This is a genomic window from Anaeromyxobacter sp. K (assembly GCF_000020805.1).
In the GTDB taxonomy this organism is placed as follows: Bacteria; Myxococcota; Myxococcia; order Myxococcales; family Anaeromyxobacteraceae; genus Anaeromyxobacter; species Anaeromyxobacter dehalogenans.
In genome coordinates this window covers 1,538,352-1,557,857 of record NC_011145.1, presented here as the reverse complement: position 1 = coordinate 1,557,857, position 19,506 = coordinate 1,538,352, and the positions used below count along the sequence as shown (strand labels likewise).

The 19,506-nt window shown below is 74.3% G+C and carries 23 protein-coding genes; 9 read left to right on the top strand and 14 right to left on the bottom strand.

Going from position 1 to position 19,506, the window contains the following annotated elements; all coding sequences use genetic code 11:
* The first annotated feature begins 82 nt into the window (after window positions 1-82).
* The 3 genes from ANAEK_RS06880 (at window position 83) to ANAEK_RS06870 (ending at window position 2,912) form a co-directional block, all read left to right on the top strand.
* Window positions 83-271: a hypothetical protein gene (locus ANAEK_RS06880; protein WP_012525426.1), complete on the top strand. Its 189-nt coding sequence runs from the start codon at window positions 83-85 to the stop codon at window positions 269-271.
* A 58-nt stretch (window positions 272-329) separates the two neighbouring features.
* Window positions 330-1,028, top strand: a complete 699-nt coding sequence (locus ANAEK_RS06875) for a hypothetical protein (protein ID WP_012525425.1) — start codon at window positions 330-332, stop codon at window positions 1,026-1,028.
* A gap of 762 nt (window positions 1,029-1,790) precedes the next feature.
* Entirely contained in the window at window positions 1,791-2,912 is a 1,122-nt protein-coding gene (locus tag ANAEK_RS06870; RefSeq protein WP_012525424.1) for an HNH endonuclease, read from the top strand.
* On the opposite strand, the gene ANAEK_RS06865 is transcribed toward ANAEK_RS06870, so the two are convergent.
* Window positions 2,909-3,712 (bottom strand): PHP domain-containing protein, encoded by an 804-nt coding sequence (locus tag ANAEK_RS06865; RefSeq protein ID WP_012525423.1) that lies wholly within the window; start codon window positions 3,710-3,712, stop codon window positions 2,909-2,911. The two genes, ANAEK_RS06870 and ANAEK_RS06865, sit on opposite strands and share 4 nt — an antisense overlap.
* Before the next feature lie 88 nt (window positions 3,713-3,800).
* Entirely contained in the window at window positions 3,801-4,061 is a 261-nt protein-coding gene (locus ANAEK_RS06860) for a hypothetical protein (protein ID WP_012525422.1), read from the bottom strand.
* Between the two features lie 214 nt (window positions 4,062-4,275).
* Here ANAEK_RS06860 and ANAEK_RS06855 point away from each other — a divergent pair, with 214 nt between their 5' ends.
* The gene (locus ANAEK_RS06855) at window positions 4,276-4,500 is read left to right on the top strand and encodes a hypothetical protein (RefSeq protein ID WP_012525421.1); all 225 of its coding nucleotides are present in this window, start codon (window positions 4,276-4,278) and stop codon (window positions 4,498-4,500) included.
* Here ANAEK_RS06855 and tatA read toward each other — a convergent pair.
* Window positions 4,497-4,715 carry a twin-arginine translocase TatA/TatE family subunit gene (gene tatA / locus ANAEK_RS06850; protein ID WP_012525420.1) on the bottom strand — a complete coding sequence of 73 codons (219 nt, stop codon included), beginning with the start codon at window positions 4,713-4,715 and terminating at the stop codon, window positions 4,497-4,499. The genes ANAEK_RS06855 and tatA overlap by 4 nt on opposite strands.
* A 123-nt stretch (window positions 4,716-4,838) precedes the next feature.
* Here tatA and truD point away from each other — a divergent pair, with 123 nt between their 5' ends.
* Complete coding sequence (gene truD / locus ANAEK_RS06845; RefSeq protein WP_012525419.1) at window positions 4,839-6,206, top strand: tRNA pseudouridine(13) synthase TruD; 1,368 nt, start codon at window positions 4,839-4,841, stop codon at window positions 6,204-6,206.
* A 28-nt stretch (window positions 6,207-6,234) separates the two neighbouring features.
* Here the strand turns inward: truD and ANAEK_RS06840 are convergent, their stop codons facing one another.
* The 6 genes from ANAEK_RS06840 to ANAEK_RS06815 form a co-directional block, all read right to left on the bottom strand.
* On the bottom strand, window positions 6,235-6,711 hold the full coding sequence (locus tag ANAEK_RS06840; protein ID WP_012525418.1) for a DUF4265 domain-containing protein: 477 nt from the start codon (window positions 6,709-6,711) through the stop codon (window positions 6,235-6,237).
* 23 nt (window positions 6,712-6,734) lie between these two features.
* Window positions 6,735-7,529 carry a uroporphyrinogen-III synthase gene (locus ANAEK_RS06835; RefSeq protein ID WP_012525417.1) on the bottom strand — a complete coding sequence of 265 codons (795 nt, stop codon included), beginning with the start codon at window positions 7,527-7,529 and terminating at the stop codon, window positions 6,735-6,737.
* Window positions 7,530-7,537: 8 nt separating this feature from the next.
* The gene (hemC, locus tag ANAEK_RS06830) at window positions 7,538-8,482 is read right to left on the bottom strand and encodes a hydroxymethylbilane synthase (protein WP_012525416.1); all 945 of its coding nucleotides are present in this window, start codon (window positions 8,480-8,482) and stop codon (window positions 7,538-7,540) included.
* Between the two features lie 11 nt (window positions 8,483-8,493).
* Window positions 8,494-9,834 (bottom strand): glutamyl-tRNA reductase, encoded by a 1,341-nt coding sequence (hemA, locus tag ANAEK_RS06825; protein ID WP_012525415.1) that lies wholly within the window; start codon window positions 9,832-9,834, stop codon window positions 8,494-8,496.
* Window positions 9,831-10,685: an inner membrane protein YpjD gene (locus tag ANAEK_RS06820; protein WP_012525414.1), complete on the bottom strand. Its 855-nt coding sequence runs from the start codon at window positions 10,683-10,685 to the stop codon at window positions 9,831-9,833. The genes hemA and ANAEK_RS06820 overlap by 4 nt, the downstream gene beginning before the upstream one ends.
* Before the next feature lie 61 nt (window positions 10,686-10,746).
* The gene (locus ANAEK_RS06815; protein ID WP_012525413.1) at window positions 10,747-11,208 is read right to left on the bottom strand and encodes a hypothetical protein; all 462 of its coding nucleotides are present in this window, start codon (window positions 11,206-11,208) and stop codon (window positions 10,747-10,749) included.
* A gap of 144 nt (window positions 11,209-11,352) precedes the next feature.
* Between ANAEK_RS06815 and trxA the strand changes: the two genes are divergently transcribed.
* The gene (trxA, locus tag ANAEK_RS06810) at window positions 11,353-11,682 is read left to right on the top strand and encodes a thioredoxin (RefSeq protein ID WP_012525412.1); all 330 of its coding nucleotides are present in this window, start codon (window positions 11,353-11,355) and stop codon (window positions 11,680-11,682) included.
* A gap of 108 nt (window positions 11,683-11,790) precedes the next feature.
* Here trxA and rodA read toward each other — a convergent pair whose 3' ends face one another.
* Genes rodA through mreC form a run of 4 tightly spaced genes read right to left on the bottom strand, consistent with a single transcriptional unit; the run spans window position 11,791 to window position 16,339 of the window.
* Window positions 11,791-12,912 carry a rod shape-determining protein RodA gene (rodA, locus tag ANAEK_RS06805; RefSeq protein WP_012525411.1) on the bottom strand — a complete coding sequence of 374 codons (1,122 nt, stop codon included), beginning with the start codon at window positions 12,910-12,912 and terminating at the stop codon, window positions 11,791-11,793.
* On the bottom strand, window positions 12,902-14,956 hold the full coding sequence (gene mrdA / locus ANAEK_RS06800; protein ID WP_012525410.1) for a penicillin-binding protein 2: 2,055 nt from the start codon (window positions 14,954-14,956) through the stop codon (window positions 12,902-12,904). Before mrdA ends, rodA begins: the two co-directional genes overlap by 11 nt.
* A 1-nt stretch (window position 14,957) precedes the next feature.
* A complete protein-coding gene (locus ANAEK_RS06795) occupies window positions 14,958-15,467 on the bottom strand; it encodes a hypothetical protein (RefSeq protein WP_012525409.1) in 510 nt (169 codons plus the stop codon).
* Window positions 15,464-16,339 carry a rod shape-determining protein MreC gene (mreC, locus tag ANAEK_RS06790; RefSeq protein ID WP_012525408.1) on the bottom strand — a complete coding sequence of 292 codons (876 nt, stop codon included), beginning with the start codon at window positions 16,337-16,339 and terminating at the stop codon, window positions 15,464-15,466. The genes ANAEK_RS06795 and mreC overlap by 4 nt, the downstream gene beginning before the upstream one ends.
* 129 nt (window positions 16,340-16,468) lie before the next feature.
* Here mreC and ANAEK_RS06785 point away from each other — a divergent pair, with 129 nt between their 5' ends.
* From ANAEK_RS06785 to ANAEK_RS06775, 3 genes are read left to right on the top strand one after another with little or no spacing between them, the layout of a single operon-like run.
* A complete protein-coding gene (locus ANAEK_RS06785) occupies window positions 16,469-18,043 on the top strand; it encodes a peptidylprolyl isomerase (protein WP_012525407.1) in 1,575 nt (524 codons plus the stop codon).
* Window position 18,044: 1 nt separating this feature from the next.
* Window positions 18,045-18,629, top strand: a complete 585-nt coding sequence (locus ANAEK_RS06780; protein WP_012525406.1) for a nucleoside triphosphate pyrophosphatase — start codon at window positions 18,045-18,047, stop codon at window positions 18,627-18,629.
* Window positions 18,626-19,297 carry a YggS family pyridoxal phosphate-dependent enzyme gene (locus ANAEK_RS06775; protein ID WP_012525405.1) on the top strand — a complete coding sequence of 224 codons (672 nt, stop codon included), beginning with the start codon at window positions 18,626-18,628 and terminating at the stop codon, window positions 19,295-19,297. Before ANAEK_RS06780 ends, ANAEK_RS06775 begins: the two co-directional genes overlap by 4 nt.
* Here ANAEK_RS06775 and ANAEK_RS06770 read toward each other — a convergent pair.
* Window positions 19,284-19,499, bottom strand: coding sequence for a hypothetical protein (locus tag ANAEK_RS06770; RefSeq protein ID WP_012525404.1), 216 nt, complete (start codon window positions 19,497-19,499; stop codon window positions 19,284-19,286). The genes ANAEK_RS06775 and ANAEK_RS06770 overlap by 14 nt on opposite strands.
* Window positions 19,500-19,506 lie beyond the last annotated feature (7 nt).

The window sequence follows — 19,506 nt, the reverse complement described above, 5'->3', positions numbered from 1 at the left end:
AGGCGCGCGCCCTTGCCGCACCTGCGGGGGGCTCCCAGATTCGCTCCGCGGCGAGGCCGCTTCACGCGAGCAGGAGGCACGGATGGCGGACGACAAGGACAGGGACCGGCGCCGGAACGGCGGGGGCATGACGGTGCGCGAGGCGGGCCGGCTCGGCGGAGAGGCGCGCAAGGAACAGCTGGGCTCGAAGGGCTACGCGGAGCTGGGCCACAAGGGTGGGCAGCGGGTGCGCGAGCTCATCGAGGAGGGCAAGCAGGCCGAGCGGAAGTGAGCTGGCGCCGCCCGAGCGCACGCTTGCGGGCCATCCCGACCGGTGCGAGAAAGGGCGCATGCGACGCGCCCTCTCCATCACCCTCGCCCTGCTCGCCCTCGCGGCGTGCGCCCCCCGAGCCACCATCCCCGACGCCGAGCGCGAGCGCATCTCCCGCGCGCTCGACGGCGCCCAGCGCTACCTGCGCGTGGCCGCCTACGCCGGGCCGCTGTGGGGCGACACCGGCAAGGTGTTCCTCTCCGATGCCCCGCCCGCCGAGGTGGACCTGGTGGAGACCCCCGGCGGCGAGCCCATCGCCCCGCCCGCCGCGGAGCGCGTGCTGCCGCCGGGGACGCCGGTGCGCGTGGAAGAGATCGAGGTGCCGACCGGCTGGCTCATCTCGCAGCGCGTCGTCACCACGCCCCGCTACCACCCGTGGGCGTACGTGAAGGTCGCCGGCGACCCGCGGCCGCACGTCATCGTCCTCTCGCAGACGGCCGCCGGCCTGGAGGACGTCCGCGGCGAGCTGGAGCGGCTCCTGACCGCCGACGACCCGACCGCCGTGTTCTCGGCGCTGCCGCCGGAGCACCGGCAGGCCGTGATGCGGAAGGAGGCGCTCGAGGGCATGAGCGCCCGCGCGCTGGAGATGGCGTGGGGCGTGCCCGAGCGGAAGCGCATCGACCGGCCGGCCGGGACCGAGGAGTGGTCGTGGGCCGAGGGGAAGCGGCGCGCGTTCCTGCGCGACGACCGGGTCGAGCGGCTGAGCAGGCAGAGGTAGTCGCGGGCGACGCTGCTCCGAGCGTGGCGGGGCCACTGAGGGGCCGGGGGGGCTTCGAGGGTGTGGCCGGGCCGAGGCGGCGGGGCTGGGCTGAGACGGGTCCGGCGCGATCGGGAACGGTTGTGCGTGCCCGGAACCGGGAGCGCGCGATCGGCTCGCGAGGAGCGCGAGGGCGGGGCGCGGGACGCGGTTGCGGCGGGAGGTTTCGGGCGCGCGGGAGGTTTGGGCCGCGGGGGCGCGGGGCGCGGGCGGCGCTGTGGGCGGCGGCGAACGCGGGGCGCGGTTGCGGCGCGAGCTTGGGCCGCGGCGGGCGCGGGGCGCGGCGCGGCGCTGTCGGCGGCGGCGAACGCGGGGCGCGGTTGCGGCGCGAGCTTGGGCCGCGGCGGGCGCGGGACGCGGCGCGACGCTGTGGGCGGCGGCGAACGCGGGGCGCGGTTGCGGCGCGAGCTTGGGCCGCGGCGGGCGCGGGGCGCGGCGCTGTGGGCGGCGGCGAGGGCGGAGCGCGGATGGCGGCGGGGCGGCTACGGGGCGTGGCGTCGCGGAGCACCCGCTTGTCTCTCAGTGAACGCTTGACGCGCTCTGGGCGCCGAGCGGCTCGGGCTTGCGAATGCACTGCGGGGCAGGCCCGTCGCGCGTTGGGACGGCGGCGCTGGGGCGCGCGCGCGTCGGCCGAGGGGGCGCGGCACCCTGCCCTCGATTTCGCGTCCTCGGGCGTCCTGGTGCGTTTAACAGTGAGCGAAAATCGCGTGCGATGCTTCGTGCATGGACACCGCACTCGAGTTCACGAACCGTCTCCTCACCCTCCTCCGCTCCGAGCGGCACGCCATGGCGGAGTTCCTCGTCGCGCTCTCGGAGTTCGACCGGCGCGGGTTGTACCGGGAGCGCGGGCACACCTCGCTGTTCTCGTTCCTGCGGCGCGAGCTGGGGCTCTCGGCGGGCGCAGCGCAGTACCGCAAGACGGCGGCGGAGCTCATCCGGCGGTACCCGGCGGTCGAGGAGGCGCTCCGCGACGGGAGGCTGTGCCTCTCCTCGGTCTGCGAGCTGGCGAAGGTGGTGACCACCGAGAACTGTACCGAGGTCCTGCCGCGGTTCTTCGGGCTGTCGAGCCGGGACGCGGCGGCGGTCGCCGCTTCGGTCCGGTCGGTCGAGAACCCGCCGCGACGGGAAGTCGTGGTGCCTGTCCGGACGGCGTCCGAGGTGCCGGCAGCGGCGTCGGCTCCGATTTCATTTCGGGCGCCCGAACTGAATGCACCCAACCGGGTCGAGACCGATGGCCGTTCAGAGGCCGCTCGCAGTGAGCCTGTCGAACTGCGAGCGGTGAGCCCCGCCGCCAGGCCGAGCTCCGTGGACTGGCTCGGGGGCGATTCGGCCCGCATGCACCTCACCGTCTCGAAGGCGTTTCTCGAGAAGCTCGACGCGGCACGCGATGCGCTATCTCACGCCATGCCCGGCGCCACCCGCGAGGACGTCCTCGAGGCGGCGCTCGACTTGCTCATCGCCGACCGCAACCGGCGCAAGGGGCTCACGGCTCGGCCGCAGCAGACTCCACGGCCCTCCAAGCCGGACCACATTCCCGCCCACGTGCGCCGCGAGGTCTGGGAGCGGGATGGCGGGCGGTGCACCTTCGTGCTGCCGTCAGGCGAGGCGTGCGGCTCGAGGCGCCGGCTCGAGCTCGACCACGTCGTGCCGCGGGCGCGCGGCGGGGCGTCCACTGCGGACAACCTTCGCATTCGTTGCCGGGGTCACAACCTCGAGGAGGCGCGGCGGATCTTCGGTGACCGGGTGATGGACGCGTACACCGTCGCTCGGCGCGGCAGCTCGGGCCGAGACGCGCTCGCGCGACCTGGGCCGAGCTCGGAGCTGCGTTCGGGGACCGGCGCCTAGCGCCGGCGGCGCTCGCCACCGTGGCCGCCACCGCCACTGCCACCACCACCGCCGTGCCCACCGCGGCCGCGGCCGTGCCCGTGCCCTCGGTGGCCGCCCCGGTCGCCGCGATCTCCGCGCTCGCCTCGCTCGCCGCCGCGATCGCGGGGTGCGCGATCGGGCTCCGAGGGGGTCACGCCCACGGCGACGCAGTAGACCGTGCCGGCGCGGAGCTGGCGGACGACGTCCGCCTCGCTCGCCACGGGGTCGCGGAACAGCGTCGCGGCCTTCCCGATCTCGGCGAGCTCGTGCGCGCCGGAGCCGCCGGTGCAGGGCAGGCTCATGTGATCGGCGGCCTCGATGGCGAGGTCGTTCGCGGGTCCCTTGCGGCGCGCGTTCAGCCCCTCGATCGCCGACAGGCCGTCGAGCGTGAACACCACGTCGCCGCAGGGGCGCTCCACGGTCTTGTCGTAGGGGTGGGCGGCCACCACGGCGCCGCCGAGCTGCCGCACGCGCGCGAGCACGTCGCGCACGGGCCAGGGCCGCGCGGCGCCGAACAGCTGGACGGGCGCGGGCACCGCGGCGGGGTCGGGGAAGAAGCACAGGAAGTGCCCGCGGTCGGTGGTCACCTCCACGCCGCACAGCGCGAGCAGCCCCTCCTCCCGCGCGGCGGCCCGGATCTCCTCCAGCCCCTCGAGCGTGTCGTGATCGGTGAAGGCCACGCCGTCCAGGCCGGCCTCCCGGGCCCGGCGCACCACGTCCCGCGGCGCCAGCGCGCAACCGCGGGTGTGATGGCTGTGGACGTGCAGGTCGATGAGCATGGGGTCGCCCCGGGGTGCGGATCGGTCCCGGTGCCTTAGCACGCGCCGCGCGGCTTTTGAAGGACGCGACGCCCCGCGCCCAGGCGGCTCAGGCGAGCGCGGACGCGCGCGGCGCCGCTGCGCGCCGCTCCTCGGCCGCGCGGATCAGGTATCCCATCAGCATCAGGCTGGAGGTGTTCTCGATGGCGCGCTCGGGATCGCGCGAGATGAGGCTCGCGCTGTACGAGAGGAAGAACTGCGCCAGCTCCTCGCCGGCCTCGCGCACGATGAGCGCGTTGAGGTCCGCGGACTCCATCGTCCGGATCCGGTTGATGAAGTCCACCGCGTGGCCCTTCTTCACGCTCGCCATGCCCGCCTCCGTCCCCGCGCCGCCGCGCGACGAAATCTAGGGACCGGCCGCGCCAGGGGAACGGTCGCGCGCGGGGCGATCGAAAAAGCGCGAGGAACGCTCGCAGCTTGGAGCGGTCGCAGGTTTGACACCGGCATGGGCGTCTGGCACAACCTGAAGGGGGAACGCGCCGGCGGGGGCGAAGGTGTTGCGTGCCGGGGAACGGGAGAGCGCGATGCACTTCACGGGCGTGAAGGTCTTCTCCGCCACCAAGGCCAAGGAGCGCGAGGAGCTCGGCGAGACCGTCACGCGCTGGCTGCGGTCCAACGACGTCGAGGTGGTGGACCGCGTCGTCTCCCAGTCGAGCGACGACGAGTTCCACTGCCTGAGCATCGTGATCTTCTACCGCCCGCGCGAGGCGCAGGCGCCGGCCCAGGGCCCCGGCGGCTCGCGGGGCTAGGCGGCGCCGCCGGCGGGCGGCTCGGGCGGGCGCGGGAGCTCCCTCGGCTGCGCGGCGGGCGGGCCGGGCGGCTCCCCCTTGCCGCTCGCGGCGTCCTTGAAGTTCCGGATCGCCTTGCCGAGGCCTTCGCCGAGCTGGGGCAGCTTCTTCGTCCCGAAGAGCAGCACCACCACGACCAGGATGATCAGCAGCTCGCCCATTCCCAGCTCTCCCATCGCGCGCTCCCACCCGCTCCCGGCGGTTTCGATACACTCGTTCGGGCTGGCGCGCCAGCGCCGCAGCGCGCGCCCCTTCCGTTCGACCCCCACGCCGCGGCGCGCGCGTGGTACGGAGCGCCCATGAGGCTCAAGCAGCGACCGGAGGACTTCCAGGTGACGGAGTCCTGGAAGTTCGACGAGGACCCCCGCGGCGCCTGGTTCGTCTACCTGATGGACAAGCAGAAGCTGTCGACCTTCGAGGCGGTCGACCGCATCTGCACGCGCTTCAAGATCCCGCGGGCGTCGGTGAGCTACTGCGGGCTGAAGGACAAGCAGGGGCGCACCACCCAGCTCGTGGCCATCGAGCGCCGCGAGATCGAGCTGCAGGACACCGACCTGCGCCTCAAGCCGCTCGGCCGGAGCCGCACGCCGCTGTCCGCCGCGAACACCACCTCCAACCGCTTCGCGGTGACGGTGCGCGACCTCGGCGAGGACGACGTGGCGCGCCTGCCCGCGTCGGTGGCCGAGGTGCGCCGGCTCGGCGTCGTGAACTACTTCGACTCGCAGCGCTTCGGCTCGCTGAAGCACGGCCAGGGCTTCATCGTGAAGGACCTGATGCGCGGCGACTTCGAGATCGCGCTGCGCAACGTCCTGGCGCGCCCGAGCGAGCTGGACCAGTCCGGCGACGCGAAGGTGAAGGCGTTCTGGAAGGAGCACTGGGGCGAGTGGGACCGGCGCAACCCGAACCCGGGCGCCGAGCGCTACCAGGCGGTGGTGAAGTGGCTGCGCGATCACCCGGAGGACTACCGGGGCGCGCTGCTCCGCACCGAGCCGCGCTGGCGCGGGCTGCAGGTGTTCGCCTACCAGAGCTGGCTCTGGAACGAGGGCGTGAAGCAGTACCTGCGCGAGGTGGTGGGGATCCAGCGGCTCGTGTCGCTGCGCTACCAGGCCGGGTCGCTCCTGTTCCCGCGCGAGCTGGACGCGGCGCTGGTGCGGCTGCTCTCCTCGAAGACCTTCCCGCTGCTCGCGCCGTCCACCCGCTTCGACGACCCGGCGGTGGAGCGCGCCGCGCTGTCGGTGCTCGGCCGCGAGGACATGGGGCTCGCGGACCTGGCGGTGCCGGGGACGCCGGAGATCCACTTCGACCCCGAGGAGCGGCCGCTGTTCTCGTTCCCGGGCCGCCTCGCGGTGGGCGAGGCGCGCCCGGACGAGCTGAACCGCGACCGGTTCCGGGTGAACGTCGCCTTCACGCTGCCGCCGGGCGCGTACGCGACGCTGGTGGTGAAGCGGCTGTTCCACTGGACGCTCGAGCCGCGCCGCGCGCGCGAGGGCGTCCGGTCCCGGGCACCCGCCCCGTCCACGCGGGGCGCGCCGGAGGCGGAACGGCCGGTCGAGGCGCCGCGCGCGCCCGCCGCGCCGAAGGGCTTCCTGGCCCGCAAGCGCGCCGAGAAGGCCGCGCGCGCGGAGCGTCGCGCGGCGGGCAAGGCGACGGCGAAGCCGAGGCGCTGAGCCGCCCCGGGGCGGGCGGCCGCGGGCCTCAGCACGGCCGCGGGTCGGCCCACTCCCACACCAGCGTGCCCTCGCGCGCCCGGTCCTGGAGCAGCTCGGCGACCAGGTCCAGGTCCGCCTCGGGCGGCACGTCGATGGCGACGATCTTCGGGCGCAGCAGCTCGTGCGTGCAGCCCACCTCGAGCAGGCGCTCCAGCAGCCCCTGCACCGGGCGCGCACCGAGCTCCGCCCGCGCGTCGAGCGCCAGGCGGAGCGTGCGGTGCCCCCCCTTCTCCACCACGTCGTCGAGGCGCGGGCTCTCCTCGCCCTCCACCGCGGCCGCGCTCACCACGTCGTCGCGCGAGACGCCGTAGGCGAAGAACGGGCAGCTCTCCACCCGGAAGCGGCCGCTGCCCAGCGGCTCCGCCCAGATCCAATCCTCGGCGGGCCCGGGCTCCCCGGGCGCCCGGTCCAGCGGCACCCGGACTCGCACCAGCCCCTCGGCGGCCTCGAGCTCGACGGTCATCGACGCGGCACCCCCGACCGAATCTACCCGGGGCCGAGCCGCTCGGCGATGGCCTCCGCGAGGTCTCGGCCGGTGTAGTGCGCCGGGACGGCGCCCACCGGGAGCCCCGCCTCGCGCAACGCGTCCGCGGTGGTGGGCCCGATCGCCGCGATCAGCACCCCTCGGAGGAGGGCCGACCGGTCACCGAGCGCCGCCAGCACGGCCGCCACCGCCGAGGGCGACGCGAAGGCGACCGCCGCGACGTCACCGGCCGCGAGCCAGCCCGCCAGGTGCGCCAGCGCCTCGGCGGGCGCGGGGACCGTCCGGTACGCCTCGACCGCGGTCAGCTCGGCCCCGGCGGCGAGGAGCCCGGCCACGGTCTCAGGCCGCCCCTCGGCCGGGCGCGGGAACAGCACCCGCCGGCCGCGGACCTGGTCGCCCAGGGTGCGGGCGAGCACGTCCCCCTTCGCCTCGACCGGCACCACGTCCGGCGCGCGCACCGCCGCCGCCAGCCGCTCGGCGGTGGCGGGCCCGACGGCGGCGAGGCGGAGCCGGCCCAGCGCGGCCGGATCGAGGCCGAGCGCGCGCAGCCGCTCCACCGTCCGGTCCACCGCGTTCGCGCTGGTGAACACCGCCCAGTCGAAGCGGTCGAGCGCGCGGAGGGCGGCGTCGAGCGGCGCGGGATCGGCGGGCGGGGCGAACGCGATCGACGGCAGCGCGCGCACCTCCGCGCCCAGCTCCTCGAGCCGGGCCGCGAGCGCGTCCTTGCCCTCGGAGCCCTTGCCCCGGGTCACCACCACGGTGCGGCCGGCCAGCGGCCGCGCGGGCGCGGCAGGCACCGCGCCCCCTACCCGCGCTTCGGCGCGGCGAGCCCGGGCGCCTTGCCCTCGGTCTCGCGCAGGATCTGGTCGGCGCCGCGCGAGAGCAGCTCGTCTGCCAGCGACTCGCCCATCGCGCGCGCCTCGGCGTAGGCGCCGGTCCGCTCGCCGCGGATGACGCGGGCGCCGTCGAGCGAGGCGACCAGCGCGCGGATGGTGACCTTGCCGCCGGCGAGCGTGGCGTGGCCGGCGATGGGCACCTGGCAGCCGCCCTCGATGCGCGCGAGGAAGCCGCGCTCCGCCTCGATGCGGACGCGCGTGTCCGGGTCCTCGAGCGCGGCGAGCCGCGCCAGCGTCGGCGCGTCGTCGGCGCGCGCCTCCAGCGCCAGCGCGCCCTGCGCCACCGCCGGCAGCATCTCCTCGGGCGGGAACACGTACGTGGCGTGCTCGGCCAGGCCCAGCCGGCGCAGGCCGGCGTAGGCGAGCACCACCGCGTCCAGCCCCTCCGACGCCTTGCGGAGGCGCGTCTCCACGTTGCCGCGCACCATCTCCATCTGGAGATCCGGGCGGAGCGCCTTGAGCTGCGCCGAGCGGCGCAGGCTGGAGGTGCCCACCCGCGCCCCCTTCGGCAGCGCGGCGAGCGTCTTCCAGCGCGGCGAGCAGAGCGCGTCGCGCGGGTCCTCGCGCTGCGGCACGGCCGCGAGCACCAGGCCGGGCGCGAGCACGGCGGGCAGGTCCTTCATCGAGTGGACCGCCACCTCGGCGTCGCGGTTGAGGAGCGCGTCCTCGATCTCCTTCACGAACAGCCCCTTCCCGCCGACGTCGGCGAGGGGGACCTCGAGGATCTTGTCACCCCGGGTGACCAGCTCGTGGAGCCGGACCTCGAGCCCCGGCTCGCGGTCGCGGAGGAGCTGGGACACGTGGTTCGCCTGCCACTTGGCGAGGGGGCTGCGGCGCGTCGCGATGCGGATCATCCTGTCTCCGTTCATGTTCCCTGGCTGCGGGCCGGCCCGGCGCCCGGCGCGGCGGCGGCGCCCTCGGCCCCGCCCTCCCGCCGTTCCCCGCCGGCCGGCTCGTTCTCGATCCCGAACAGCTCCGCGGCGGCGCCCGGGAGCGCGCTGTCGCCGGAGGAGGCCGCCTCCTTGAGGCGCGAGGTCGGCCCGTGGAGGAGCTTGTTCACGATGGCCTGGGCCATGGCCTCGACGCTCTTGCGGCCCTTGTCGTCCAGCTTCCCGCCGACCTGCGCGAGCGTGCGCTCCGCCTCGGCCCGGGCGATCCGCTCGGCGTGCCGGCGGAGCTGCGCCAGCACCGGCAGCGCGGCGCGCGCCTCGCGCTCCTTCGCGAAGGCCATCACCTCGGCCTCCACGATCGCCTCCGCGCGGATCGCCTCCTCCTGCCGCGCCTGCTTGCTGGTCGCGACGACGCGCTCCATGTCGTCCACGTCGTAGGCGTAGACGTCGGAGAGCTCGGCGCAGGCGGGATCCACGTTGCGCGGCACGGCGAGGTCGATGACGCAGATCGAGCGGCGGCGCCGCGCCTTCATGGCGGCCTGCATCGACTCGCGCGTCACCACGTAGGTGGGCGCGCCGGTGGAGACGATCACCACGTCGGCCTCGCCGAGGAGCCGCTGCAGCTCCTCCCAGCCGCGGTAGCTGCCGTTCACCTGCGCGGCGAGCGCGAGGCCGCGCTCGGGGGAGCGGTTGGTGACGAGGATGCGATCCGCGCCGAGCACCGCCAGCGCCTTGGCCGAGAGCGCGCCCATCTTCCCGGCGCCCACCAGCAGGATGGCCCGGCCCTCCAGCCGCCCGAAGATCTTCTCCACCAGCTCGACCGCCACCTGCGACATGCTGGTGGCGCCGCGGCCGATCTCGGTCTCGGTCCGCACGCGCTTCGCGGTCGCGAACGCGCGGTTGCACAGGCGCGAGAAGTAGGAGCCCGCCGCCGACGCGGCGCTGGCGAGCCCGTACGCCTCCTTCACCTGGCCGAGGATCTGCTGCTCGCCGACCACCATCGAGTCGAGGCTGGCGGCGACGCGGAACAGGTGCCGGACCGCCTCCACCCCGTCCTTCGCGTAGAGGTGGTCGGCCGCCGCGGGCGAGCGCTCGGTGAAGAAGCGGCGGGCGGCGTCGGGCCGGTCCGAGTGGACGAACACCTCCACCCGGTTGCAGGTGGAGACCACCAGCGCCTCGGTGACGCCCTCCATCGCCTTCAGCTCGCACAGCGCCGCCTTGAGCGCGTCGCCGGTCAGCGCCACGCGCTCGCGGACGTCGATGGGCGCGCTCTTGTGCGAGAGCCCGACCAGGAAGAGGCGGCGATCGCCGGTCACTGCGCCCCTCCGGTGTGGGCCGACCCCGCGTAGTCCCCGGCGTGGCGCGTGACGCCCGGCACGGTCCTCAGGGTCACCATCGAGCCCAGCACCAGCACGAACCCGACCAGGGTGAGGAGCGCGTACCGGCGGCCGTGCCAGCCGGTGTGGCGGAGCTGCACCATGGCGCCGTACAGGATCCAGACGCCGAGCGAGATGACCTGCTGCGGGTCCCAGGACCAGGGGCTCTTCCAGATCGCGGTCGCGGTGACCGTGCCGGCGATGAGCGCGATGGTGTACGAGACGAAGCCGGCGCGCACCAGCCGCTGGTTGAGCTTGTCCAGCGCGTCGAGCGAGGGCAGGCGGGAGAACAGGGCGCCGAAGCGCTTGCCCTTCACCTCGCGCTCCTGGAGCAGGTACATGAGCGCCACCGCGAACGCGAGGCCGAACAGCGCCACGCCCAGGCCGGCGGTGAGGATGTGGATGGTGACCGACTTGTGCCGCAGCGTCTCGGGCGGCACGCCCGGGTGGCCGGGGTCGCCGAACATCGCGGGCAGGAGCACGATCAGGATGAGCGGCGTGATGAACGCGCCCACGGTCGGCAGGTGGTAGCGCCGCTGGAGCACCAGGTACGCGCCCGCCAGCAGCCAGACCATCAGGACCAGCCCGCCGCGCAGGCTGAAGAACTCGCGGCCGCCGAACTCGGCGCAGCCCACGCCGATGGCGACCGCGTGGACGGCGAACGCCGCCGCGAGCAGCCAGTAGCCGGCGGTGGCGGCGCGGGCCAGGCGGGGGCGGGCGAAGTACACGATGTAGGACGTGGCGGCCGCCGCGTACATGGCGGCGGCGACGCGCAGGATGATGACGCTCATGGTCGCTTCCCCGCGGCGGACGGCCGGGCCGTCGTCGCGCGCTCTCCGGCCGAGGCTCCGGTCAAGACAGGTTCTCCAGCAGGAAACGGGCGAGGGCCTCCGCCTCCTTCCGACGTTCCTCCAGCTCGCGCGGCAGCGGGGCCTTCCCCGCCCCCGCCGTCCCGCCCTGCGCTCCGGCGCGCGGCCGCCCACCCGGCGCGGCGACGGCCGCCTGCAGCGCCGCCGCCTCGGCGAGGAACCCGGGCTGCACCTCGTAGGCGACCTCGCCCAGGATGCAGGAGTCGTTCACCGGCTCGGCGCCGAGCTCGCGCAGCTGCGCCGCCGTCTTCACCTTGTGGAGCAGCCCGTGCGGATCGCCCTCCGCGCCGAGCACCGCCATGAACCGCAGCGCGGGCTCGAGCGCGTAGCTGCGCCCCTTTCCTTCTCCCGCCAGGAGGGTCATCACGTTGCCGACGAAGTCGATGCGCCCCTGTTCGGCCCAGCTGTCGAGCATCGACTGGGTGACGAAGAGGAGACCTGCCATGCGCCGTTCCGTTCCGCGGATCCCGCTCGCCGCGGCGCGGAGGCGCGCACGGCGGAGCCGGAAATTAGCACGCCCGCCGCGCCGCTTGCCAGCCTCGGACCGCGCGGATATTACTCGCGCCAACTTCGGACATCGGGAGATTCCATGGCCTCGAACGACGTCGTAGTGCTGCAGGACTCCACCTTCGAGCAGGAGGTGCTGAAGAGCGAGACCCCCGTGCTCGTGGACTTCTGGGCGGTGTGGTGCGGGCCCTGCAAGGCGATCGCGCCCGTCGTGGACGACCTGGCCGCCCGCTACAAGGGGAAGCTGAAGGTCGCCAAGATGGACGTGGACCAGCACCAGAACGTGCCGCAGCAGTACGGCATCCGCTCGATCCCCACGCTGCTCGTGTTCAAGGGCGGCCGCGTGGTCGACACCGTCATCGGCGCCGACAAGACGCGCCTCGAGGACAGCGTCAAGAAGGCGATCGGCTAGGCGGTCGTCCCCCGCTCGCGGCCGCCACGGCGGGCCGCGGGCGGGCGGGGGCGCGAGGTGCGGCAACGTGCCGCGCCGCCCGCTCGACGCGCGCGCGGCGCGTCACCCTCAGTTCACGAACCGGCGCATCCCGACGTTCGCGAGCAGGCCGATCCCGCTGTAGATGACGATCACGCTCGACCCGCCGTAGCTCATCAGCGGGAGCGTCACCCCCACCACCGGCAGCAGGCCGATCACCATCCCGATGTTGATGGCGACGTGCCAGAAGAGCATCCCGGTGAGCCCCACCGCCAGGAAGTGGCCGAACCGGTCGCGCGCGTTGCCCGCGACGTCCATGGCGCTCGTCACCAGCGCGAAGTAGAGCGCGATCAGCAGCAGGCAGCCGACGAACCCGTGCTCCTCGGCCCACACCGAGAAGATGAAGTCGGTGTGCTGCTCGGGGAGGAACGACAGGTACGTCTGGGTGCCCTGCCCCCAGCCCTTCCCCAGCCCCTGCCCCGAGCCCACCGCGATCATCGACTGCGTGGCGTGGTAGCCCGCGCCGAGCGCGTCCGCCTCCGGGTTGATGAAGGTCTCGACGCGCTTCTTCTGGTACGGCTTCAGGTGCGGGTAGACGAGCACCGACCCGACCACCGCCACGCCCGCCAGCAGCGCCAGCGTCTTCCAGCGCACCTTCGCGAACAGGATCTGGGTGAACCCGACCGACAGCACGATGAGCGCGGTGCCCAGGTCCGGCTGCTTCAGGATGAGCACCGCCGGGACGAGCGCGATCAGCATCGGCACGATCAGCCGCAGCAGCCCGTAGCCGTCCTTGCGCTTCTCGGTGTCCGACGCGAAGAAGCTCGCCAGGGCGAGCGCCACCGAGAGCTTCGCCAGCTCGGAGGGCTGGAAGTTCACCGGGCCGATGGTCAGCCAGCGCCGGGCGCCCATGACGTAGCGCCCCTTCACCATCACCAGCACGAGCAGCACCAGCACCACCGCGTAGAACACCCAGGCCATGCGGTGGAACGCGCGGTGGTCCACCAGCGTGATGGCGAGCGCCAGCACCGCGCCGGCGCCCATCCACCAGGTCTGCGAGATCCAGACCGGCGCGTGCGCGCTGCGCGAGGCGGAGGAGAGGTTCCAGATCCCGATCGCCGAGATCGACAGGACGATCAGCGCGAGGTGCCAGGGGAAGTGCGCGAAGACGCGCCGGTGCGGCGTGGCCGCGAGCGAGACGTCAGGCGCCACGGTCCACCCCCGGCACCGCGGCGGACGCGCCGCCCGTGCCCAGCCTGGCCGGCTCGACCGCGCCCGGCGGCGGCGCCGCCGGCGGCGCGGCGGGCTGGACGGGGGCGCGCTCGGGCGCCGGGCCCTGCGCCGGCCCGGCCCGCTCGGCCGCGTCCTCCGCCTTCAGCTCGAAGTACCGCTTCACCAGCGCCGACGCGGTCGGCGCCGCGTTCGACGAGCCGAAGCCCGAGTGCTCGTTCAGGACCACCACCACGATCTCCGGATCCTCCGCCGGCGCGAACGCCGCGAACCACGCGTGGTCGCGCTCGAAGTACGACACCTGCGACGCCTTGAGGCGCCGCGCGCCCAGCTTCACCACCTGCGCCGTCCCGGTCTTGCCCGCCATGACGTAGTCGGCGGAGCGCTGCGAGTAGGCGGTGCCGAACGGCTGGTTCACCGCCGCGAGCAGCCCCTTCAGCACGGTGTCGCGGGTGGACGGCTTGACCGGCAGCTCGCCGCGCGTCTCCGGCGTGAACGCCTGCAGCACCTGGCCGTCCGGGTCCTCCACGCGCAGCACCACCTGCGGCTTCCAGATCTTGCCGGTGGCGAGCGCGCCGTAGAACACGAGCTGCTGCATGGGCGTGACGTTCACGTCGCCCTGCCCGATGGACAGGTTCACCGCCATGCCGCGCTGGTACCCGCCGGCCTGGTGCTTGTCGTGCCAGGCCGCGTCGGGCACCACGCCCGGCACCTCGCCGGCGATGTCGAAGCCGGTGGGCACGCCCAGGCCGGAGAGGTGGCCCCACTTCGCGATGGCGTCGGCGCCGAGCTGCGCGCCGGCCGCGTAGAAGAACACGTCGCAGCTCGCGCCCAGCGCGTGCTCGAAGTCCACGTAGCCGTGGCCGCTGTCCTTGTCGCAGCGCCAGCGCGCGCGGCCCATGCTGAAGTGCCCCGGGCAGTACACCGAGGTGTTTGGCTTGTAGACCCCCTCCTCCAGCGCCGCGATGCTGGTGAGCGCCTTGAAGGTGGAGCCCGGGTGGTAGTGCTGCTGGATGGCGCGGAACAGCTCGGGCTGCAGCGGGTCCGAGTGGATCGCCGCCAGCTCGGCCGCGGTGATGCGCCCCGACATCTTGTTCGGATCCGGCGCCGGGCGGTCCACGAGCGCGAGCAGGAAGCCGGTCTTCGCGTCCATCGCCAGCACCACGCCGGCGGTGGCCGGGAAGGTCTTCTCGGCGAACTCCTGCAGGCGCCAGTCGATGGACAGCACCAGGTTGCGCCCGGGCACGCTCGGGACCACGCGCTGGTCGGGCGGGATGAGGTCGTCCGCGTCCTCCTTGCGGCGCCCCTTCGCGTCCACCGGCACGCGCTCCTTGCCGTCCACGCCGCGCAGGTCGCGCTCGAAGCGGCGCTCCAGCCCGCGGCGGCCGACGTAGTCGCCCATGTAGTAGGGGCCCTGCGGCGAGGCGGTGCGCTGCAGCTCCTCGTTGAGGCGCTTCAGCTCCTCGCCCCCGACCTCGTTCATGTAGCCGATGAGGTGCCCGCCCAGGCCGCCGAAGCGGTAGTTGCGGTGCGGGATGGGCTGGACGTCCACGCCGGGCAGGTCCATCTGGCGCGCCAGGTACCGGTCCAGCTCCTCGCGCGTGATGTCCACCTTCACGGTGAACGGGCGGAAGCGCTCGAGCTTGCGCGCCGAGCGGAGCTGCCCCTGCGCCCGGGCCACCTCCTCGGGCGACATCTGGAGCAGCGCCGCCACGCGCGCCAGGATCTCGTCGCACTGCTTCCCGCAGAAGTACGGCGTGAGCGTCACGTCGTACGAGGGCCGCGAGTCCACCAGCACGCGCCGGTTGCGGTCGAGCATCAGGCCGCGGTCGGCGGGGATGCGCAGCTCCTTCACGAAGTTCTCGTCGGCGCGCTCCTTGTACTCGTCGCCGCGGAGGATCTGGAGCTGGTACAGGCGCCCGAGCAGCGTCAGGAACACCAGCACCACCAGGCCCGTGGCCCAGGCCAGCCGCGGCCTGAACTCCTTCTGCGCCGCACCGGGCGCGCTGGGCGGGATGAGCGACATGTCAGCGCAGGAGCCCCGGCTCCTCGCGGTGGAACAGGCCGTCGATGCGGCGCATGCCCGCCCCGATCAGCGGGGCCACGGCGGCGGTGAGGAGCGCCTCGAGGAGCATGCGCGGCAGGAGCGCGGCGCCGGGCTGCACCTCCGGGGCCGAGGTCAGCCGCGTCAGCAGCAGCGCGCCGAGCGACAGCACCAGCGCGCCCAGCCCGGAGAGCGCGGCGAAGCCCGCCCGCCCGCGCACGTCCACCGCGGCGCCGGCGCCGCGCGCGAGCACGAACACCGCCACCGCCAGGAACGTCATGAGTCCCTTCGGCGAGCCGGTCATGAGATCGAGCACGTAGCCGACGCCGGCCGAGGCCACCGAGCCGTCCACGTTCCCGGCCTGCAGGCCGAGGTACACGATGCACGCCGCGAGCAGCGAGACCGAGAACGCGCCGCCGCCCACCCAGCGGAGCACCGCGGCCTGGAGCCCGGCCAGCAGCAGGGCGAACACGACGTGCGCGAGCGGCTTCACCGCTGGGTCCCCGGCGCGTACGCGGAGGGCTGCGCCTCGGCGGCGCGCTCCGCGGAGGTGATCACCAGCACCTCCTCGACGCGCGTGACGTCCACGGCCGGGACCACCTGCGCCTCCTGGAACAGGCCGTTCGCGCTCCGCTGCAGGTGCGTGACGCGGCCGACCGGCAGGCCGGGCGGGAACACGCCGTCGGTGCCGGAGGTGACGAGCTGGTCGCCCTCGATCATGTCCTCGGTGCGGAGCGCGTAGTCGAGCTTGCAGCCGTCGGGCTTGCCGGTGCCGCGCACGTTCGCGCGCGCGCGGGTGCGGTCCACGCGCACCGCGATGGAGCTGTTCCGATCGGTGAGCAGCAGCACGTCGGAGGTGTGGTCCGTCACCGAGTGCACCCGCCCGACCACGCCCTCCGCCACCACCGCCGGCATGGCGCGGTCCACGCCGTCCGCGGCGCCGCGGTCGAGCGTGACGATCTGCAGGCCGGCCGTCCCGAGGCGGACGCCGATCACCCGCCCGCCCACGTAGGTGCGCTCGGGGGTCGCCTCCGCGAACGCGAGCAGCTTGCGGATGCGCTCCGCCTCCGCGCGCTCGGCCACGAGCTGCTGCTTCTCCATCTGGAGCAGGTTGACCTGCCGTGACAGATCGACGGCGCGCTCCTGCGCGTGACGCAGGGCGACGTATCCGCGCCAGCCGTCGAGCACGCCGGTCACGCCCCAGGCCACCACCCGCTGGACCGGATAGGTGATCCAGAGCACCACCCGATCCAGGCGGGTGCGCTCGCTGGGCTGCTTTGCGTGGGCGAAGAAGACCCCGAGGGGCACGAGGAGCAGGACCGCGACCAGGATCAGCTCGCGGTACCGCTTGAGCAAGGCGAACACGGGGACTCCGGAGACTCCAGCAGGGCCAAAAACCCTTGCATTTTAGCCCTTGTTGACTAGGGTGTTCAACTTCGCGGCGCCCACCCCTTTCCAGGGCGTTCGTCTTACAACAACTCGGAGCATCGCTTCATGCTCGATATCGTCCGGGCCAACAAGAAGGGCATTTTCTCCTGGCTCATCGTCCTCGGGATCGTGGTGGTGTTCGCCATCAACTTCGGTCCCGGTTCGCTGTCCAAGGGGGGCGCGGGCTGCGGCGGCGCCCCGGCCTACGCCGCCCGGGTCAACGGGAAGAGCATCTCGGCCGCCGACTTCGAGCGGCAGTACGAGAACCTGCTCCGCTTCTACCAGCAGCAGGCCGGTGAGGGCTTCACCCGCGAGCTCGCGGCGCAGCTCGGCCTCGGGCGCCAGGCGCTGGGCGTGCTGGAGGATCGCGAGCTGGCGCTGCAGGAGGCGCGGCGCCGCGGCGTGGTGGTGACCGACCGCGAGGTGTCCGAGGCGGTCCACCAGATGCCGGCGTTCCAGGAGAACGGCCAGTTCCGCTACGAGACCTACCTCGAGGCGGTCCGCGCGAACTACGGCTCCCCCGGCAACTTCGAGGCCGCGGTCCGCGACGACCTGCTCTACCAGAAGATCCTCGGCGCGCTGGTCGAGACGGTGAAGGTGCCCGCCACCGAGGTGCGCGCGCAGTGGGCGGCCTCGGCCGACCGCGCGTCGCTGCAGTTCGTGCGGTTCCCGGTCGCCGCGGCGCAGGCCGAGGTGAAGGTGCCCGACGCGGACGCGAAGGCGTTCGCGGACAAGGAGGGCGCGCGCGTCGAGGCGTTCTACAAGGAGAACGCCGACCGCTACGACCCGAAGGCCAAGGTCCACGTCCGCCACGTGCTCGCGCGCCTGGCGCCGGGCGCCTCCGCCGACGAGGAGGCGGCCGCGCGGAAGAAGATCGACGAGGCGGCGGCGCGGGTGAAGAAGGGCGAGGACTTCGCCAAGGTGGCGGCGGCGCTGTCCGACGACCCGAACACCAAGGATCGGGGCGGCGACCTCGGCTTCGTCTCCGAGGGGCTCGCCGACGCCGCGTTCGCCAAGGCCGCGCTGGCCCTCAAGGCCGGAGAGGTCTCGGAGCCGGTGCGCACCCCCGCCGGCTGGCACCTCATCCGCGCCGACGAGGTCGTCCCCGCGCGCAAGGTGACGCTCGAGGCGGCACGCCTCGACATCGCCCGCGAGCTGCTGGCCCGCGACCGCGCGCAGGCGCTGGCCCGCGAGAAGGCGCAGGCCGCGCTGGACGCGGCGCGCAAGGGCAAGGCGCTCGACGAGCTGTTCCCGCCCGCCGGCAAGGGCAAGCAGGTGACGCTGGGCGGCACCGCCGTCGCCGCCGAGGAGACCGGGCCGTTCGGCGCCGGCTCGCCGGTGGTGCCGCGCGTCGGCGCCGCGCCCGAGCTGGCGCAGGCCGCGCTCTCCGCGAAGGCGGGCGAGGTGCTCCCGAAGGTCTTCGACACGCCGAGCGGCCCGGTGATCGCCGTGGTCAAGCTGCGCGAGTCGCCGGATCCGGCGAGGTTCGAGGCGGAGCGGGCGGGCATCGAGGCGCGGCTCCAGGGCATGAAGGCGGAGCAGGTGCGCCGCGCCTGGCTCGAGGAGCTGCGCGGCAAGGCGAAGATCGAGGAGAACGTGGCGCTGCTGGGCGCGGCCCAGCCGGCCGCGCCGCAGCCCTGACGTGGCGTCCCGGCTCGTCCTCGCGTCGCAGAGCCCCCGCCGGCGCGAGCTGCTCGCGCAGCTCGGGCTCGCGCTGGAGATCCGCCCGGCCGACACCGACGAGCGCGTGCTGCCAGGCGAGCCGCCCAGGGACTACGTGCTCCGGGTGGCGCGGGAGAAGGCGCGCGCGGTGCCCGGGGACCTGGTGCTCGCGGCGGACACCGCGGTGGTCCTCGGCGGCGAGGTGCTCGGCAAGCCGCGCGACGCGGACGACGCGCGGCGGATGCTGCGCGCGCTCTCCGGGACGCGGCACGAGGTCCTCACCGGCGTGTGCGTCCGCCGGAACGCCGGCGCGCTCGGCGTCGAGCTCGACGCCGTGGTGGCGACCGAGGTCGCCTTCGCGCGGCTCGGCGACGGCGAGATCGACTGGTACGTCGGCACCGGCGAGCCGCTCGACAAGGCGGGCGCCTACGCGATCCAGGGCTCGGGCGGCGCGTTCGTGGAGGAGGTCCGCGGCAGCGTGTCGAACGTCGTGGGCCTGCCGCTCGCCGAGACGGCCGCGCTGCTCCGCCGCGCCGGCTTCCCGCTGCCGTGGGAGCGCCCGTGAGCATCGCCGACCGGCTCGCCGCGATCCGCGCCGACCTGCCGGCCGGCGTGACCCTGGTCGCCGTCTCGAAGACGCAGCCGCCCGAGGCGATCCGCGAGGCCTACGCGGCCGGCCAGCGCGACTTCGGCGAGAACTACGCGCAGGAGTGGCGCGCCAAGGCCGACGCGCTCGCCGACCTCCCCGGCCTGCGCTGGCACTTCATCGGCGGCCTGCAGACGAACAAGGCGAAGTACCTGGCCGGCCGGGTGGCGCTGGTCCACGCCGTGGATCGCGAGGAGCTGGCGGCCGAGCTCTCGCGCCGCTTCGGGCAGAAGGGCGCCACCGCGCGCGTGCTGCTCGAGGTGAACGTCGGCGGCGAGGCGTCGAAGGAGGGCTGCCCGCCGGACCGCGTCGAGGCGCTGGCGGCGGCCGTCCGCGCGCTGCCGTCGATCGAGCTCGCCGGGCTCATGTGCATCCCGCCGCCCGACGACGACCCGCGCCCGCACTTCCGCGCGCTCCGGGCGCTCCGCGACCGGCTCGGCCTGCGCGAGCTGTCGATGGGGATGAGCGCGGACTGGCGGATCGCGGTCGAGGAGGGCGCCACCCTGGTCCGCGTCGGCAGCGCCATCTTCGGCGCGCGGCCGCCGCACGGCGCCCGGGGCGGCGCCGGCCCGGCTACAGCGTCTTGAGGCGCAGGCGGCCGGCCTCGGTCACCACCACCGCGAAGTCCTGCCCGCAGTAGAAGCAGCGGACCTCGTCGCCGTCGCCGAAGCCGTCGTCGTACGGGTTGTTGGCCGAGCAGTCCGGGCAGTCGAAGTCCTGGAACCGCCGGCCGCTCCCTTCGTCCTGATCGACATCGTCGTCGTCCTCGTACCCACGATCGATCGGCACCGCGCTG